General features: G+C 42.1%; 16 protein-coding genes and 2 tRNA genes. 10 read left to right on the forward strand and 8 right to left on the reverse strand.

The annotated features are described in order from the left end of the window. The first annotated feature begins 4 nt into the window (after window positions 1-4). From L2764_RS01630 to L2764_RS01640, 3 genes are all read left to right on the forward strand, one after another. Complete coding sequence (locus tag L2764_RS01630) at window positions 5-1786, forward strand: hypothetical protein (RefSeq protein ID WP_248938502.1); 1782 nt, start codon at window positions 5-7, stop codon at window positions 1784-1786. Window positions 1787-1797: 11 nt separating this feature from the next. Then, window positions 1798-2346, forward strand: coding sequence for a pesticin C-terminus-like muramidase (locus L2764_RS01635; protein ID WP_248938503.1), 549 nt, complete (start codon window positions 1798-1800; stop codon window positions 2344-2346). A 160-nt stretch (window positions 2347-2506) separates the two neighbouring features. Next, complete coding sequence (locus L2764_RS01640) at window positions 2507-5047, forward strand: Ig-like domain-containing protein (protein WP_248938504.1); 2541 nt, start codon at window positions 2507-2509, stop codon at window positions 5045-5047. A 289-nt stretch (window positions 5048-5336) separates the two neighbouring features. Here L2764_RS01640 and L2764_RS01645 read toward each other — a convergent pair. The 3 genes from L2764_RS01645 to L2764_RS01655 all read right to left on the reverse strand — a co-directional run bounded on the left by L2764_RS01645 (window position 5337) and on the right by L2764_RS01655 (window position 7184). After that, window positions 5337-5413: transfer RNA gene (locus tag L2764_RS01645), tRNA-Val, on the reverse strand. Window positions 5414-5544: 131 nt separating this feature from the next. Next, window positions 5545-5621 (reverse strand) — tRNA-Val (locus tag L2764_RS01650). Between the two features lie 195 nt (window positions 5622-5816). Continuing rightward, window positions 5817-7184 (reverse strand): MATE family efflux transporter, encoded by a 1368-nt coding sequence (locus L2764_RS01655; protein WP_248938505.1) that lies wholly within the window; start codon window positions 7182-7184, stop codon window positions 5817-5819. Window positions 7185-7587: 403 nt separating this feature from the next. Between L2764_RS01655 and L2764_RS01660 the strand changes: the two genes are divergently transcribed. Continuing rightward, a complete protein-coding gene (locus tag L2764_RS01660) occupies window positions 7588-8208 on the forward strand; it encodes a riboflavin synthase subunit alpha (protein ID WP_248938506.1) in 621 nt (206 codons plus the stop codon). Between the two features lie 143 nt (window positions 8209-8351). Here L2764_RS01660 and L2764_RS01665 read toward each other — a convergent pair whose 3' ends face one another. The 3 genes from L2764_RS01665 to L2764_RS01675 form a co-directional block, all read right to left on the reverse strand. Beyond that, window positions 8352-8552 carry a CPXCG motif-containing cysteine-rich protein gene (locus L2764_RS01665; protein ID WP_248938507.1) on the reverse strand — a complete coding sequence of 67 codons (201 nt, stop codon included), beginning with the start codon at window positions 8550-8552 and terminating at the stop codon, window positions 8352-8354. 40 nt (window positions 8553-8592) lie between these two features. Further along, entirely contained in the window at window positions 8593-9342 is a 750-nt protein-coding gene (locus tag L2764_RS01670; protein WP_248938508.1) for a pteridine reductase, read from the reverse strand. 73 nt (window positions 9343-9415) lie between these two features. Continuing rightward, the gene (locus L2764_RS01675) at window positions 9416-9673 is read right to left on the reverse strand and encodes a hypothetical protein (RefSeq protein ID WP_248938509.1); all 258 of its coding nucleotides are present in this window, start codon (window positions 9671-9673) and stop codon (window positions 9416-9418) included. Between the two features lie 436 nt (window positions 9674-10109). On the opposite strand from L2764_RS01675, the gene thrS reads away from it, so the two are divergent. From thrS to L2764_RS01705, 6 genes are all read left to right on the forward strand, one after another. After that, window positions 10110-12038 (forward strand): threonine--tRNA ligase, encoded by a 1929-nt coding sequence (thrS, locus tag L2764_RS01680; RefSeq protein WP_248938510.1) that lies wholly within the window; start codon window positions 10110-10112, stop codon window positions 12036-12038. Window positions 12039-12041: 3 nt separating this feature from the next. Beyond that, entirely contained in the window at window positions 12042-12584 is a 543-nt protein-coding gene (gene infC / locus L2764_RS01685) for a translation initiation factor IF-3 (protein ID WP_248938540.1), read from the forward strand. Window positions 12585-12667: 83 nt separating this feature from the next. Continuing rightward, the gene (gene rpmI, locus L2764_RS01690; RefSeq protein ID WP_012155497.1) at window positions 12668-12862 is read left to right on the forward strand and encodes a 50S ribosomal protein L35; all 195 of its coding nucleotides are present in this window, start codon (window positions 12668-12670) and stop codon (window positions 12860-12862) included. Between the two features lie 18 nt (window positions 12863-12880). After that, window positions 12881-13240, forward strand: a complete 360-nt coding sequence (gene rplT, locus L2764_RS01695) for a 50S ribosomal protein L20 (RefSeq protein ID WP_248938511.1) — start codon at window positions 12881-12883, stop codon at window positions 13238-13240. Window positions 13241-13411: 171 nt separating this feature from the next. Further along, window positions 13412-13813 (forward strand): GFA family protein, encoded by a 402-nt coding sequence (locus L2764_RS01700; protein WP_248938512.1) that lies wholly within the window; start codon window positions 13412-13414, stop codon window positions 13811-13813. 145 nt (window positions 13814-13958) lie between these two features. Next, window positions 13959-15242, forward strand: a complete 1284-nt coding sequence (locus L2764_RS01705; RefSeq protein WP_248938513.1) for an alpha/beta hydrolase — start codon at window positions 13959-13961, stop codon at window positions 15240-15242. Between the two features lie 114 nt (window positions 15243-15356). Here L2764_RS01705 and L2764_RS01710 read toward each other — a convergent pair whose 3' ends face one another. Next, entirely contained in the window at window positions 15357-16418 is a 1062-nt protein-coding gene (locus L2764_RS01710; protein WP_248938514.1) for a hypothetical protein, read from the reverse strand. Between the two features lie 28 nt (window positions 16419-16446). Beyond that, on the reverse strand, window positions 16447-16926 hold the full coding sequence (locus L2764_RS01715) for a CesD/SycD/LcrH family type III secretion system chaperone (RefSeq protein ID WP_248938515.1): 480 nt from the start codon (window positions 16924-16926) through the stop codon (window positions 16447-16449). Between the last annotated feature and the right edge of the window lie 140 nt (window positions 16927-17066).

Genomic DNA, 17066 nt, shown 5'->3' on the forward strand with positions numbered 1-17066 from the left:
TGTCATGACACTGAGACAAGGTTATTTATGCTTGTTGTGGGCGCTTATTTTTATGATTTCAGGTTGCATTGAAGAAGGGGTGAATATCGGTAATAACGCCATTCTCCTGAATGCTTCTGTGCTTAAAGGCAAGGTGCAAAATGGCGTGGTGAAGGTGTTCGACAGCGACGGCTATTGGCTTTGGGAAGGCGAGTCTGATGATAAAGGTTGGGTCTCCATACCGATCTCGTCAGCGTTTAAGGGCGAAATTGCTATCGAAGTGACGCCCAGTATCAATACGCGTATGCGCTGTGATGCCAGTGTTTGTCTCGATATTAACACCGGACAGGTTTATCCGTTTAATGATTATCTCTATGGGAGCAGTGTCGATGAGCTTATCTTGTCTAGTTTTTTTCTTATTGATGATCTGAATACGGAACAAGCTGCCAAAATCCAAATTAACGGGCTGACGTTTCTAGCGAAACAATGGTTAGACTTTTCGGTTGCCGAGAGGATTAAAGCTGACGGTAAAGGTTATTCATTTTATGCCCAATATGGGACTCAAGTGATCACCCGAGCATTAGGTTTGCAGTTAGCTTCCGATCTCAATGTTTTCTCAATGTTTCAAATTGATCTCAATGAAAAACAAAATCTTCAAGGAGTGAGTGAAAACATTGTTTTGCTCAGTTTGATTAATGCCAGCTTTTCCCATGAGCTAAGTTTGGCCAATATGTTCTTATTAGCATTAGTCACTTTTGCTGCCGATCCTACCGATATTGAGGCGCAAAATCAGTTAGAAGCGATACAAAAAAAAATCCTCAAGGAAGTCGAAAGGATCGCAGCGCTGTCTATTTTTACGGGTATTTCAACTAACGTATTAAACCAAATTCAACAAGCGGCGAATACAGCGTTAGATTTTGCAAAAATTGCTAATGCCTTAATCATAGATAATCCCATTATGGCTAATGCCGGTATCAAGACAGTTACCGCTTCAAGTAGTCACTGGGCACCGACAAGCGGTAATGCCAGAGAGAGGAGTTGGTGGTGGAGAAGTGACAAAGAGAGTGGCAACAACGAATGGTTACAATTAGATTTTGAGATCCCCATCAATCCGCGTTATCTCAGATTGTCTTTAGATCAACGTTTTCAAGGGTATAATCTCAAGCTGCAAGGACGAGGCCGTCAAGATTTTATCTGGACAGACTTGAGTGATGATTTATCCTCCTATATTGACAATGCGGGTGTGATAGATGAAAAAAACACGGTCAGTATTGTCTATGCCCTTGCGGTTGAAAAAGAATATGGATCTTTTCGCTTGTTATCGCCACCAACGACCCTCTTTTGGTTAGAGGCGTTCTGCTTTTATCATGAGGAGCCGAGTTTAAGCGGGGATTGTGTGACAGATGAATATATTCATCCAGACCGTATTGCCGTCTCTTCGCTATATTTTTCACCCGAACATGTGATTTCAAATGACAACCTGTCCGTTTGGGTAAGCAGTATTGCCAGCGGGCAAGCTGAGTGGCTCAATATTCATTATTTCTCTGCTTTCAATGCTCAATCGGTATCACTGTCAGCCAATGCAAGCTACCTTGGTCATGCCCCTAAAATTCAAGGATTAGATGCCGCTAGCGAGTGGCAAACCCTCATCGAGCTTGACGTCAATACATTAAAAACCCGCGCCGATGCGTCTGGGTTTATTACGGTTACCTTGCCTTTAAATCATCACCAAGCCTATCAGCAGTATCGATATTACTCAGAACCAACCACTTTTATTGTGATTAACGCCCTGAACTTTTATCCATAAGGAATGAACAAATGATCGACTTTATTTTTATCGAAGCCCTAGAAGGTAACAGCAATACGGCTTATGTCCCGGATCCAGAAAATAGTCATTCGGGCGTGACCATAGGTTGCGGATTTGATTTAGGCGCACGTTCCTGCGGTGAATTGGAACAGGCCTTCGAGTCAACACTTGCCAATAAAATCATGCCTTATGCCGGTCTTAAACGGCATCAGGCCCAAGCGGCTTTACAGGTGTCTCCTTTAACGCTTTGTGAAACCGAAATGACTCAAGTTAATGAGTATGCTAAGCAACAGGCCATCACTCGGCTTGAATCTCTGTGGCAAAGCTCAAATCCATTTGTTCCCTTTGAGCATTTACCGTCGCCCTGTCAGACCGTCATTGCGTCGGTTGCTTTTCAGTATGGCAACCTGCTCTGTAGAACCCCCAATTTTTGGCGTCAGGTCTCCGCTGGCGATTGGTTTAGCGCGTTAGAGAATTTACGTGATTTTGGTGATAAATACCCGACCCGCAGGCATAAGGAAGCTAATTTATTGGAGGGGTGGCTGATTAAGGGGGCGTGAGCTGTTTTTTACAGCAATCAATGCGCTTTTATATGACATTGAACAAACTCGGTGTCGTGATCATTTAAGGATCTTGTGAGTGGTATCGATTAAATCAATGAGAATGTAAAAAGCAAACATTTAAAAACAGAGTGATATTTTTGAGGTGCTGGAGGTTGTTTTGTTTTGTTATTATATTAATTTTATCCAAAGTAGACATCGATTATGGGTTCTCTTATGGGTATTGTCTTGGGAGCTATCAGCCGCTAATTTACTTGATGTGAATATGGCGGTGAGTGACACCACACCAGGCGCCATAGCAACATATACGTTTTCGTATACAACGGTTAGCGACTTAACGGCAAGCCACGCCGTCTTCTATGTCGGTTTTCCTAGTGGTTTTTATATTGTCGATGATCCCAATGTTCAGGAGTTGAATATTTGCCAAAAATTGGCAGTTAAAATCAATAATATTGTCAAGACATGTGCGAACAGTAATGCATGGGGAGGAAATCGCTGGATCCAGATCACCGAAGAGACACCAGCTGGTTCAATTGTTGAGGTGATCCTTTATGGTGTCACCAATGCGAGTATTGCAGGCTCACGTTCTTTTGGTTGGCTAAAAACATCAACAACGGGTGGACATGACGTTGATAGCGTTAATCCTGTACCAAGGGTAACATTAATCGAGCCAAATTTTGCACCAGAGATCAAGGGGACAGCGAATGTCGTGACGATTAATGATCACCAAACAGTGATCCCCTTTAATACACTGACACTTTTCGATGCTGATGATGATAATTTATCGGTCAGTATTTCTTATTCCGCGGAAAATGGCCTTTTATCAGGAACGGGGTTAATCGGTAGCCCTGGACATTATTCTATTGCCTCAGAGACTTTGTCGAATGCACAAAATAAACTGCAATCAATTGTTTTTACTCCAACGGCCGATCAGGTTGTAGTTGGACGTTCTGTTGTCACTATATTTTCTCTTATAGCTAATGATAGTCGCTTTAGCAGTGTGACTCATAGTGCCACTGAAATAACAGCCAATTCCATTAATCTATCTCCTGTTATTTCAGGCTCACCCGCGACCACAATATTACAAAATAGCCATTTTTATTTTTCTCCCTTGGGATCGGATCCTGATCTGGGCGACAGTTTAAGTTTCAGCATCACTAATAAACCCAGTTGGGCCAGCTTTAATACACTAACGGGGGAATTATCGGGCACGCCGACCAACGCCGATGTGGGGGTGAGCAATGATATTGTTATTGCGGTTTCTGATGGCAGTTTGTCTGCGAATTTACCGGATTTTGATGTCAGCATAGTGAATATTAATGACGCGCCCGTTATTTCAGGCACGCCGTTAACGGCGGTGGCTCAAGATAGCGCTTATCATTTTACGCCAGTCTTCAATGATATTGATGGTGACAGCTTGAGCTTCAGCATCGTGAATAAACCCAGCTGGGCCAGCTTTAACACGCTAACGGGAGAGTTAACAGGCATGCCCAGTAATAGCAATGTCGGCGTGACCACTGATATTGTGATCAGTGTTTTAGATGAGAATGGCAGTACCGCGAATTTAGCCAGTTTTAATTTAACGGTGAGTAATATCAATGATGCGCCCGTTATTTCAGGCACGCCGTTAACGGCTGTGGCTCAAGGTAGTGCTTATCATTTTATGCCAGTCTCCAATGACATCGATGGCGACAGCTTGAGCTTCAATATCGTTAATAAACCCAGCTGGGCTAGCTTTAATACACTAACGGGAGAGTTAACCGGTACGCCGACCAACGCTGATGTGGGGGTGACCAATGATATTGTGATTGCGATTTCCGATGGCAGTTTGTCTGCGAATTTACCGGCTTTTGATGTCAGCGTGGTGAATGTTAATGACGCGCCAGCCATTTCAGGCACGCCGTTAACGGCTGTGACTCAAGATAGCGCTTATCATTTTACGCCAGTCTCCAATGACATCGATGGTGACAGCTTGAGCTTCAGCATCGTTAATCAACCCAGTTGGGCTAGCTTTAATACGCTAACGGGGGGGTTATCGGGCATACCCAGTAATAGCGATGTGGGTGTGACCAATAATATTGTGATCAGTGTTTCCGATGAGAATGGCAGTACCGCGAATTTACCGGCTTTTGATCTCAGCGTGGTGAATGTTAATGATGCGCCAAGCATCTTAGGAGGATCGTTTGTGCTGGTGTCGGGGAGTAAAATCAATTTTTGGCCCATGATCAATGATATTGATAATGATCATGATCAATTGACGGTATCGGTTTATCAGCAGCCCGAGTTTGGTCAATTAGTGAATGATGATAATGGGTGGACCTATGAAGCGAGTAAGGATTATTTAGGCCTAGATGTGTTTTATTTAACGGTACAGGATCTTGATTTAACGTCTGAGCCAGCATTGTTCGATGTGAACATTATTGCGGTTGACAAAATGGGATTGAATGATGTCATTTACCAAAACAAAACAGAGAATAAAGTGTATTTCCTTGATGTACTCGACAATGATCGTTTAGCGTCGGATGAAGACATAACATTGGTGGCCTCTTTTAGTATTGATGGGGATACCAGCGTAGAAGGAGACGTGATTAAAGTGGTATTACTCAACCAAGATAATCGCTTTGTGACAATCAATTATGTTATTGAAAATGAACATGATCAGTTAGCCTATGGCCAAGCTAATCTGGTGATAAATGAATGATAAGCTGGTTAGGTGATATTTAGCATATTAAGATCAATGTGGATTGGTATTAAGATAAGTCGCTTGCGTTAAATTTGAAAGCTGGTTTCATTTTATGACATGAATTTTATTAAATTGGTATTACTGGATGTTTAACTTAAAGAATGAGATATAGTTTAAAGGAAATGGTACAACCGAGTGGATCTGGACTATCGACCGCTACCGCCGCTTTTTATAAGAGTAGGTAGTGCGTTAACTGACTAACTTGGCAGTTATTTTTAACTTTAAAATGGATTTGATAATAAAGAGATGGTACAACCGAGTGGATTCGAACCACCGACCCCTACCATGTCAAGGTAGTGCTCTAACCAACTGAGCTACGGTTGTATTGTCTTTTTTACGTCCACATTCAGTTTTCTGTAAAAAGTGTAGGTAGTGCTTCTCTCTTCTTATCAACTGAGCTATGGTTGTGCTGATTATTTTCAATCAATTTTTACTGCTTTATCTCTCAAAAGAGATGGTACAACCGAGTGGATTCGAACCACCGACCCCTACCATGTCAAGGTAGTGCTCTAACCAACTGAGCTACGGTTGTATATTTTACTTGTGTCGAACTGACTACGTTATCTGTGTTCGTTAGGTTTCCCCCTTGGAATGAGCGCTATATTAAGGTTGATATAGTGCTCAAGGCAAGTGAAAAATACTTTTTTTTGGTTAAACGCTGTTTTGCTGTGCAAGTTGACGTAGAACTAAGCAAAAAGCGAAGCAAAAGCTTAAGCCAAAAGAAAAATTAGTCATGTTCCAGCATTTTAGCCATAAGGGGATTGTTTTGAATATAGCGTAAACGAAAACCAAATAACACCGCCGCTGCGGTTAAACCTGCGATAAGGCCAATCCAGAAGCCGTGAGCGCCCATCGCGGGTACGATGAGATCGGTGCGAGCGAGAATAAACCCAAGTAGCATACCAATAAGCCAGTAGGAAATGAGTGTGATATATAAGGCACTCTTGGTGTCTTTATAACCTCTCAATGCCCCCGCTGCGACCACTTGAATCGAGTCAGATAATTGATAAAGCGCGGCCAGTAACATGAGACTGCCTGCTAAGCTAACCACTTCAGGGTTTTTATTGTATAAGAGTGCGATATGGTGCCGAAATATGATGGTGGTGATTGCCGTTATCATCGCAAGAGAAAAAGAGATAATGAGGGCGATCTTTGTCACTAAAGCGGATAAGTGGGCTTTATCTTGGCCTAAGTAATAGCCAACGCGGATGGAGGCTGCAATACCGATAGATAAAGGGATCATAAAGACGATGGAGGAGAAGTTTAGCGCAATTTGATGTCCAGCAACAATATTAGCTCCCAGTGGCGCTAATAATAACGCAATTACCGCAAATAAACTGACTTCAAAAAAGAGTGCCATGGCAATAGGAAAGCCATGTTTGCTCATTTCTATAATCGTGTTGATATTTGGCTTATGAAAGGCTTTAAAGGGAGTGATTTCTTTGAATCTATTGTCTAGCAGCATATAAATCAGCATGGCAATCAACATGGCCCAAAAGACGAGTGCTGTGGCAATACCGCACCCTGCGCCGCCCATGGCTGGCATGCCTAAGTGTCCGTATATAAAGATATAGTTAGCCGGTATATTGACCGCTAGTCCCACAAAGCCAATCACCATAGTCGGAAGAGTATGAGAAATGCCTTCACTGCAGCCCCGGTAAACTTGGTAGAGGATAAACGCAGGCACGCCCCAAATGAGTCCATTAATATATTGCACGCTGACCGCGACTAACTGGGGATCTAACTGCATTTGATTAAAGACATATTCAGATGCATTCAGAAATAAAATTACCCCAACACTGCCAACGAGTGCAATATACATCGCTTGAAAGGCTAAGGGTTGTATTTTTTTGGTATTATTGGCTCCGTGTAAATGAGCAAATACAGGGGTGAAGGCCAGCAATAGCCCTTGAACAAATAATACTGCGGGTAACCATAAGCTCATACCAATAGCAACGGCGGCCATATCCAAGGCACTAACACTGCCTGCCATCACGGTATCGATAAACCCCATCATTGTTTGGGTGACTTGTGCAATAAGAACGGGAAGTGCGAGTTGTATTAAGCGTTTGGCTTGAAAGCCGGAATGTTCCATGAAGCTGCCTTAAACGAGGTTGACGCTAAAAAATTTATCGTTACAGTCACTGGAATTTTTCATCATTGTGATAATGGCCTGGTTATTATTTATTTTAATAATCAATATATAGGCTGATTCTGGAATGTTGTAGGAACGATAAAGTTGTTATATGTGATGATATTAACACCAAATTATAAAGTGTTTTGAAAGATAAGGGAAGTAAACTAATTTATTGAAATAAAAATGTTAATTATGTTTTGATTGTGTTTTGATTATGTTTTTTCATCGAAGAGTATGTCTTCGAAACTCATCCTTGTGGAGGGTGATGAAATGGTTCATTTTTTGTGTTTGGGTAATTAGGGGGTGATTAGCGTAAAATGGTTTTGAAAGTTAAACCTGAATACTGTTAATGGGGTAAGTGATGTTTACTGGAATTGTTCAAGCAAAGTGCGAAGTCATGGCGATCCACACTAAAACGGGGATGTACACGTTTGAGATTGCCATCGATGAGTCGCTTCGTGAAGGATTACAGATTGGGGCAAGTGTGGCAACCAATGGCGTATGCCTAACGGTGACTCAAGAGGTCAATGGGCATGTCTTTTTTGATGTGATGGAAGAAACCTTAAGTTTAACGAACTTAGTTCATCTGCAGGTCGGTGACTGGGTGAATATTGAGCGTTCTTTGACCTTTGGCTGCGAGATTGGTGGACATATTCTTTCTGGTCATGTGCATACTCAAGCGATTTTGAGTGAAGTGAGCAAGACCGATAGCCATTATAATCTTGAATTGACACTGGATCCACAATGGATGAATTACATTCTTTATAAAGGCTTTGTGGGTGTTAACGGTTGCAGTTTAACGGTGGGTGCGGTGACTGAAAATAGCTTTATGCTGCATTTGATCACAGAAACATTGCGTTTGACAAATTTAGAGCAATATCAACAAGGTGATACGCTCAATATTGAAATAGATAGTCAAACACAAGCGATAGTTGATACGGTTGAACGCGTGTTAGCACAACGTTTTGGGCACAACGTTTAGAGGGGCCATTTTTTGTAGCGATGAGCTTGTTGCAACGTTGACGTTATTGCACAAATGAATGTTCATTGAAATGAAACATTCATTTGTGTGTTATGCCACTTCATTGTCCATTCACTTTATTGTTAATTCACTCCTCTGAAGGATCAATAAAGTTGTTCATCATCCGATCCAATAAAGACTTCTACCTTTTTTTGGTATTCATCTAAATGTAATCGCAAATGAATGGGATTACAGCAAACGCGGCAGTCTTCATAATAATCTTGATCGCCTGCGCTGGCATCGATATCAATATATTGGTGATGCCCACAATGTGGGCAGCTGATCGTTTTAGTGTGATACAACATAATTCATACCTCAAACGTTGTGACGAGTGAATATCGCTCATTACTCGATATTTTCTGCTCCTTTAAAGCCTGTTGCGCTGCGTCCACCATCGACGGCAATGATCTGCCCTGAAATGTAGGGCGCGTTTGCGAGAAAACTCACCAGTTTGGCAATATCCTCACTCTTTCCGAGTCTGGCTAATGGAATGGCTTGGATCACATCAGATTGAGCTTGCTCATTACTGTTTTGGGGCCATAAAATAGCGCCCGGTGCAATCCCATTAACCCGAACCTTGGGGGCCATTTCTTGGGCTAACGAAAGCGTTGCCATTTCAAGCGCAGCCTTAGATATAGAGTATAGTCCATGATGCTTTAAAGGTCGCTTTCCATGGATGTCGAGTAAGTTAATGACGAGGCCTTGCGCTTGGCTTAAAAGCGGGAATAAACCTTGCGCTAATAAGTAAGGCGCAATGAGATTGGTTGTCAGTGTTTTCTGGCATTGAGTAAAGTTTGTTTGTCCAAATTCAGAGGGCGAAAAAGCAGAGGCATTATTGACGAGCAATGTTAAAGGAATATGTTTATCGTTGATGAGGTTAATCATGCTTGATATATCATTTTCGTCATCAAGGTTGGCTTGTACGCAAAAAGCAGAATCGAGGCGACGTTGGTTTAATTCACTGGCTAACCTGTGTGCGTCATCACTGGATTGGCCAAAATGGATGATAATATTATAGCCATCTTGATGCAGTTGCTGACTAATTGCCCGACCAATACGCCGCGCTGCGCCTGTGACTAATGCCCACTTTTCCATGTCGCTCTCTTTTTTAAACCTGATGAAGATCCAGTTTATCACTATCAGTGCGGATAAATAATAAGAGGGGGGATTATTTGCTCTTTTTCTGTATCGAAATAGGATGCCTGTGATGACTTTTAGGCTGACTTGCCAGTGTTTGCGTTGTTGGAATGATATCGAGTAATGTCTTTTGGCTGTCTTCTACCAACTGGGCCATTTGTTCATTTAAGGTGGTTTCGATTTCTTGTGTTAATGCTTGAGTATCAAAAATAGAGGCATTAACAACCTGAGTGTGCGGAGGGATTTCGTTTTGAACCAGTGCACCTGCGAGGATCCATGCTTTCATCATGACAAACTCCATAGGGTATGTTGATCTTTGATGGCTAAATTCTGTTCGGGATAAAATCGCGGTGTAGGGCTGTCACTTAAGCCGATAGCCTACAACCAAGAGAAAACGTATCCCTTACATCAATTGGCGTCATAATAAAGGCTGTTAATGACATTGGGGTGACATATTTAGGGCAAATGGATGCTTACGTTAATTGACTTGAGAGTATGAAACTGAGTGGATTGAATGGATCATTCTACTGACGACTAAAAGTGTGCCATTTTTGCTTTTGATCTTGCTATTACCCCCTTGTACCCCTTAGAATTACTCCCCCTTTACATCCTCACTCATCCGGCTCCTGTACTGTTTGTTTGTTTGATGATGTTGATATTAACGATTAATTTTTGATAAAACCAAGTGGTCCTACGTGGGGATCACCACTGGATAAGGAATTTTCATGCCTGTAATTACCCTTCCTGATGGCAGCAAACGTGAGTTTGACACGCCTGTTTCTACCCTTGATGTAGCCGCCGATATTGGTCCTGGTTTGGCCAAAGCGTGTATTGCTGGCCGTGTTAACGGTGAGCTAAAAGATGCTTGCGATATGATAGCAGAGGATTCTACTCTGGCGATCATTACGGCGAAAGATGAAGAGGGCGTTAAAATATTACGTCATTCTTGTGCGCATTTATTAGGTCATGCCATTAAGCAGCTTTTTCCTGAAACAAAAATGGCGATCGGTCCTGTTATCGATAATGGCTTTTATTATGATATTGATTTAGAGCATAAGCTGACTCAGGAAGATATCGATGCGCTGCAAAAACGCATGACGGAGTTGGCTAAAACCAGCTATAAAGTTGAAAAGCGTGTTGGCAGCTGGCAAGTGGCCCGTGACACGTTTGAAGCGCGCGGTGAAACTTACAAGATGGCCATCTTGGATGAAAATATCAGTCAAGATGATACACCGGCTTTATATCATCATGAAGAATATGTTGATATGTGCCGTGGTCCTCATGTGCCTAATATGAAATTTTGCCAACATTTTAAATTAATGAGTGTGGCGGGCGCATACTGGCGTGGTAATTCAGACAATAAAATGTTGCAACGGGTTTACGGTACGGCTTGGGCAGATAAGAAAGCCTTAAAAGTGCATTTAAATCGTCTTGAAGAAGCCGCGAAGCGTGATCATCGTAAAATAGGCAAGCAACTCGATTTATATCATATGCAAGAAGAGGCACCGGGTATGGTGTTTTGGCATAATGATGGTTGGAGTCTATATTTAGAACTTGAAAAATTCATTCGTCAAAAGTTAGGTCAATATACTTATCAAGAGGTGAAAGGCCCCTTGATGATGGACAGAGCGTTATGGGAGCGTAGTGGTCATTGGGATAAATATGCCGATGCCATGTTTACCACACATTCTGAACATAAAGAATATGCCATTAAACCCATGAATTGCCCTGGTCATGTACAGATTTTTAATCAAGGTTTAAAATCTTACCGTGATTTACCCCTGCGGATGGCGGAATTTGGTTGTTGTCATCGTAATGAACCTTCGGGTGGCTTACATGGTTTGATGCGGGTGCGTGGGTTTACCCAAGATGACGCTCATGTGTTTTGTACCGAAGATCAAGTGCAGCAAGAAGTCCGTGCCTGCATTCAGATGGTGTATGACACCTATGCGACCTTTGGTTTTAAAAATATTGCCGTGAAGTTATCGACGCGCCCGGAAAAACGTATTGGTGATGACGATATGTGGGACAGAGCCGAAGAAGCGCTTAAGCAAGCCTTAACAGCCAATGATATCGAATATGATATTTTAGCCGGTGAAGGGGCGTTTTATGGCCCTAAAATCGAATTCACTCTGCATGACTGCTTAGATCGTGCATGGCAGTGCGGTACCGTTCAGTTAGACTACGCGTTACCTGGCCGTTTAGGCGCCACTTATGTCGCTGAAGATAACAGCCGCCAAACACCGGTGATGATCCATCGTGCCATTTTAGGATCGCTTGAGCGTTTCTTAGGTATTCTCATCGAAGAGTACGCGGGAAAATTCCCCACGTGGTTGGCACCGCAGCAAGTTGTGGTGATGAATATTACCGATAAACAGTCGCAATATGTCGACGAAGTGGTAAATATATTCAAAGAACGTGGAATTAGAGCAACTAAAGACTTGAGAAATGAGAAGATAGGCTTTAAGATACGCGAGCATACCTTAAGGCGTGTTCCTTATTTATTGGTCGTTGGTGATCAAGAAGTTGAAAATAAGGAAGTTGCGGTGCGAACCCGAGAGGGAGTTGATTTAGGCAAAATGCAAATAGAAGAGTTTGCCGCCAAGATTAACAAGCAAATTTCGCTCCGTAGTCTCAATTTGTTGGAGGAATAGGTCATAAAGATCAAAAAAACAGCAGGGCGCCAGGCGGCCCCGAACAGAATTAACGAACTCATCACTGGTGTTTCAGAAGTCCGTTTAAACGGACTTGATGCCGAGCCATTAGGTATCATGAGTATTAGAGATGCTCAAGAAGTCGCTGATGAATCAGGTGTAGACCTCGTTGAAATTAGCCCTAATGCCGAGCCGCCTGTCTGTCGGATCATGGACTACGGAAAGTTTCTTTTTGATAAAGCGAAAGCTCAAAAAGAACAAAAGAAGAAGCAGAAACAGATACAGGTGAAGGAAATAAAATTCCGTCCCGGTACTGATGAAAATGACTATCAGGTAAAACTACGCAACCTGAAGCGTTTTCTAGATGACGGCGACAAAGCGAAAGTTACGCTGCGTTTCCGTGGTCGCGAGATGGCTCACCAAAACCTAGGTATGGATCTTTTGAACCGTATCAAAGTGGATTTGGAGATGCTAGCAGTCGTCGAGTCCTTCCCGAAAATGGAAGGTCGACAAGCTGTCATGGTGCTCGCGCCGAAAAAGAAATAGTAAGGCAACATAAAAGTAGCAGGGTCTGTTAAGGTCTCTGCTCGCCTTGCGTTTTATTAATGTCCCAATGCGGAGTTTTAGCAATGCCTAAAATGAAAACAGACAAGGGTGTACAAAAGCGTTTTAAGAAAACCGCCAATGGTTTCAAGCGCAAGCAAGCCCATTTACGTCATATTTTGACCAAGAAGAGCACTAAGCGTAAACGTCACTTACGTGCAAAATGTCAAGTCGCCAAGTCTGATGTGCCAGCAATCGCACGTCAACTACCATACGCTTAATTAAAGGAGCAATGAACAATGCCTAGAGTTAAGCGTGGTGTAACCGCTCGTGCTCGTCACAAGAAAGTACTTAAACTAGCCAAAGGTTATTACGGAGCTCGCTCACGTGTTTACCGCGTTGCAGTTCAAGCTGTAACTAAAGCTGGTCAATATGCTTACCGTGATCGTCGTCAAAAGAAACGTCAATTCCGTCAACTTTGGATTGCACGTATCAATGCGGCTTCTCGTCAAAATGGTCTGTCTTACAGCCGTTTCATTAATGGTTTGAAAAAAGCCTCTATTGAAATCGATCGTAAGATTTTGGCTGACATCGCTGTTTTCGATAAAGTGGTTTTCACCACTTTAGTTGAAAAAGCAAAAGAAGCATTAGCTAAGTAATCAGTTAATTCGACTTTAAAAAAGGAGCCTTAGGGCTCCTTTTTTTATGGTTTTTTTATAGTATCTGAGTGGTACATAATAACAATTTATTTACAATGGAGATTTAGGGGTGATACTTTATCAGCTCAAATGTCATTTATGGTGAATGTGAGCAAATATAGGGAGCGTGTTGTGATTAATAAAGGAAGTTGTTTATGTGCCCGAATTCAATATGAAATCGATGGTGAACTTGATGATGTGCTCAATTGTCACTGCAGTATGTGCCGGAAATTACATGCATCAGCTTTTAGAACCAGAGCAAAAATAAAAACGGATTCATGGAAAATAATATGTGGTGAAGAATTGATTAAATTTTATGAATCCTCTCCCGGCGAGCACAAAGGTTTTTGTTCTGAATGTGGTTCTAGTTTATTGACAAGGTTTGATCATCATCCTGATATTTTAGGGTTTCCATTAGGCACTTTGGATACGGATCCAAAGGTTACACCCACCCGCCATGTGTATGTGGCACATAAAGCGGCTTGGCATGAGATTTCCGATGCGCTGCCACAGCTGCAAGAATTTGAGAAATAAGCATAGAGCCAGAATATTCTGTTAATTTTGTTTTTTATGAGCAGTTGACCACGACTTACCTTAACCTGTGTGTTGAAGCTTTAATGAATTGCTTTAGGGATGAACATTCACCTTTTAATGAGGTGATCAATTAATGAGTTTTATAATGATAAAAAAGATATTTTGTATTTTGCTACTGCTCTTTGCAGTACTGCCCGTTTGGACTCTTGCTGCATCGAATATGCAGGGAAAGCGGATTGTGATCGAATCTTCATTGCTGGGAGAATCTCGTGAATTTCAGGTGTTGTTACCGGAAAATTATTATGCGGATCCATCCACACGTTATCCTGTTCTCTATCTTTTAGATGGTGATTACCTGTTTCATGGTGCGTCGGGCTTGTTGGATTTGTTAGCCAATAAAGGTCAGCTTATTCCCGATGTGATCCTTGTCGGCATCGCGGATAAAGGGACCGATAAATATCGACAGTATATGACACCTAAGGGATTGACTGCACCGCTAAAAGAGCAAGATAATGGTAGAGCGTCAGAGTTTTTAGCCCACATCAATTCAGAGTTAACACCCTATATTGAGAAAAACTATCGGACTGCCGATAACACAATACTATTTGGTCATTCCATTGGTGGCTTATTTGTACTAAATGCGTTACTGGAGTCGCCGGATGCATTTACTGATTATTTATCTTCGAGTCCGTCAGTGTGGTTGAATGATTATGCTTTTGTCAAACGGGCTAAAAAAGTGTTTGCAAAAAGCCAGCATGAACCCGTGTCGCTGTATTTATCATTGGGTGATGAAACGCGCATGGGGCAATATGGGTTGATTGATGTGCTCGACGATCTGCAGCCTAAGAATATCAATTGGCATTTTAAGCATTATCCGGATGAAAATCATGTGTCAGTTGCATTATTTAGTCTTCGTCATAGCTTGAAGAAAATCTTTAGTGGTTGGTTTATTGCCGAAAGAGAGTTGAATAAAATTGAATCTCCTGATGCGTTGCTCGATCATTATAAGCCATTATTAGCAGCGTTTAATATCAACCAAGCGATCCCAACGCCCAGTGTCAGGGCTGCCATTAGCTATTTTTATCGCAATAAAAAACAAGCAGACATTAATCAGTTTATGCTTAGGGTTAATAAAGAACTGCCAGCATCTGAAGCCGCGTTTGTTATGATGCTCGCCAGTTACGTTGGACATTTTGATTCGCCTCAAGCGGGAGTGGAACGATTGCTGGATAAAGAAGAGAACTTTAAACATTCAATTGAGTTTATAAAGGCCATTGCGGTGGCGTATGAAAAGGCAAAGGATAATAAATTGGCATTCGATTATTACCAAAAAGCATTAACTCTTGCCAAGGAGCAGAATGCTAACCAATGGCAAGTTAATATCATTGAAGCTAAGCTGTTGCAAACCAAAGTCATTGAAAATGAATAAAATCAATGCGCGTTAATAGCGTCATGGTTGCTTTTTTTAGCGCAACCATGACTTCCATTAAAGCTGAGTTTAATTATCTGAACCAAGTCAATTGAGTATTTCAGTTAATTAAAGTCATACCGTCACTTGTTGTCCTGATAAGCCTAGGCTCTGTTGTACTTCATAACTGAGTTCTCCTGAGATTACAAGCTTCATGATTTGCGCTTTGAGTAACTGTAATTCGTTATTGGTTTGCTGTAACTTGGTGATGGTCTGGGCTCTAGCAAGCTGATTTATTTGTGAACGAGACTCCAATTGGCTTAGTTTTGTTTCTAGCTGGCTGGCCTTGTGTTGAGCGCTATTTAGGGCAATATCCTGATCTATTTGTGATTCGAACAGATCAGCGTTAGTGGCCGCTTTTTTAAATTTAGCCTCATTATTTTTTGCATTATCGATACTGACATCAAGACCCAGTCCGCCTATGGTGCCAACAGCACTTTTACTCAACTTTATCATCGACAGCGCACTGCCTATTGCGCCGGGTACACTGGCACTAGAAGTTGTACTGCACCATAAGGTACTGACAATCAGTGTAGTGCGAAGTGCCACAGATGCAGTATTTGCCCAATATTGTGCACGCTCATCGTTCATACCCATCTTATCAAGCAGAGTATGTACGACATTTGCCAAGGCATCGGAGCCCATTTTAAGGCCATCTCCACCGCCAGCCTTATTGCGCCAATCGGCAAAGGCACAGCCGGCATCAGCGACGACAAGGGCAAAGGCAACACCTGAAGCCGCCATGACGGGGAGGCCTGCTCCGCCCGTTAATACCGTTGCCGCAATAGATAGCCCTAATCCTACTCCGCCTAACGCGACATTAAATAAGGCTTTAAAAAAGTTTTTCTTAGCAAGATCAACGCCATTTTCTTTTGCTTTTTGGTCAAGCTCCGTTGAACGTTTAATTAATTTCATTGATTCGAGTTTTTTTCTGTCAGGAGCATTTATTTCGGTTAAATCTAGCGCCGCAATTGTTCTGTCTACCGGACGTGGAACATGTACCCAATCTAAACTGATATCAGTGAGTGGGACTTGGTTACTGTCAAATTTTTTGGCGGAAACAGGTGCTTTTTCTTGAGGGGTAGCAAGATCTAACGCCAAATTACTTCTACTTATATTGAGTATATTTTGAGTCATAATCACTCTCCTTAAATGATGCGTATTATTAGCTAATTATTTCTTGGAGTAAGTTTTGTGCTAGTGCTCTTATTTCAGGTTGAACGGGCTCGATGAAGCTCTGATCAATACTGGTTTTCAAGGCTTCGATGGCTTCTGTTTGTCTGTTTATAGCGAAAAAGCACTGAGCAATTCGAAAGGTTATCCCAGCATCACAAGCATCCATCAAAGCGGCATAGCCATAAAAAGTCAGTGCGTTTTCGTACTGCTCCAGAGCATGCAAGCTAGAGGCAAAGCCAACGATGTAGTGGCGACGCCATGGATTGTTCATGATTAAGTAGGTGAAAGCGACTAATGCCGCATTCATATCTTGTTGCTGATAGTAAGAAAGTGCTTCGCTATAGGCCTGATCGAGCTCAATGTCAGTCACACCGTTATAGTCCGCTTGAGTTTGATGTTCGCTGATGGCGCGCTGTATAGCGTTGGCAATCTGCTCAAGCTCAGGAGTCAGTTGATTAGGGCTGGTCATTTTTTAACTCCATATATAGCAACGTGTTGCTATGAAAAATTCAGTTATCGAAAATATCTAAAAAAGATTAGCCCTTGTTGATTGTCTGTATCTACATTGGCAAAGGCTTCAATGTGATTGACCTAAGAAAAATAGGGCTA

It is taken from the genome of Shewanella surugensis, assembly GCF_023284005.1.
In the GTDB taxonomy this organism is placed as follows: domain Bacteria; phylum Pseudomonadota; class Gammaproteobacteria; order Enterobacterales; family Shewanellaceae; genus Shewanella; species Shewanella surugensis.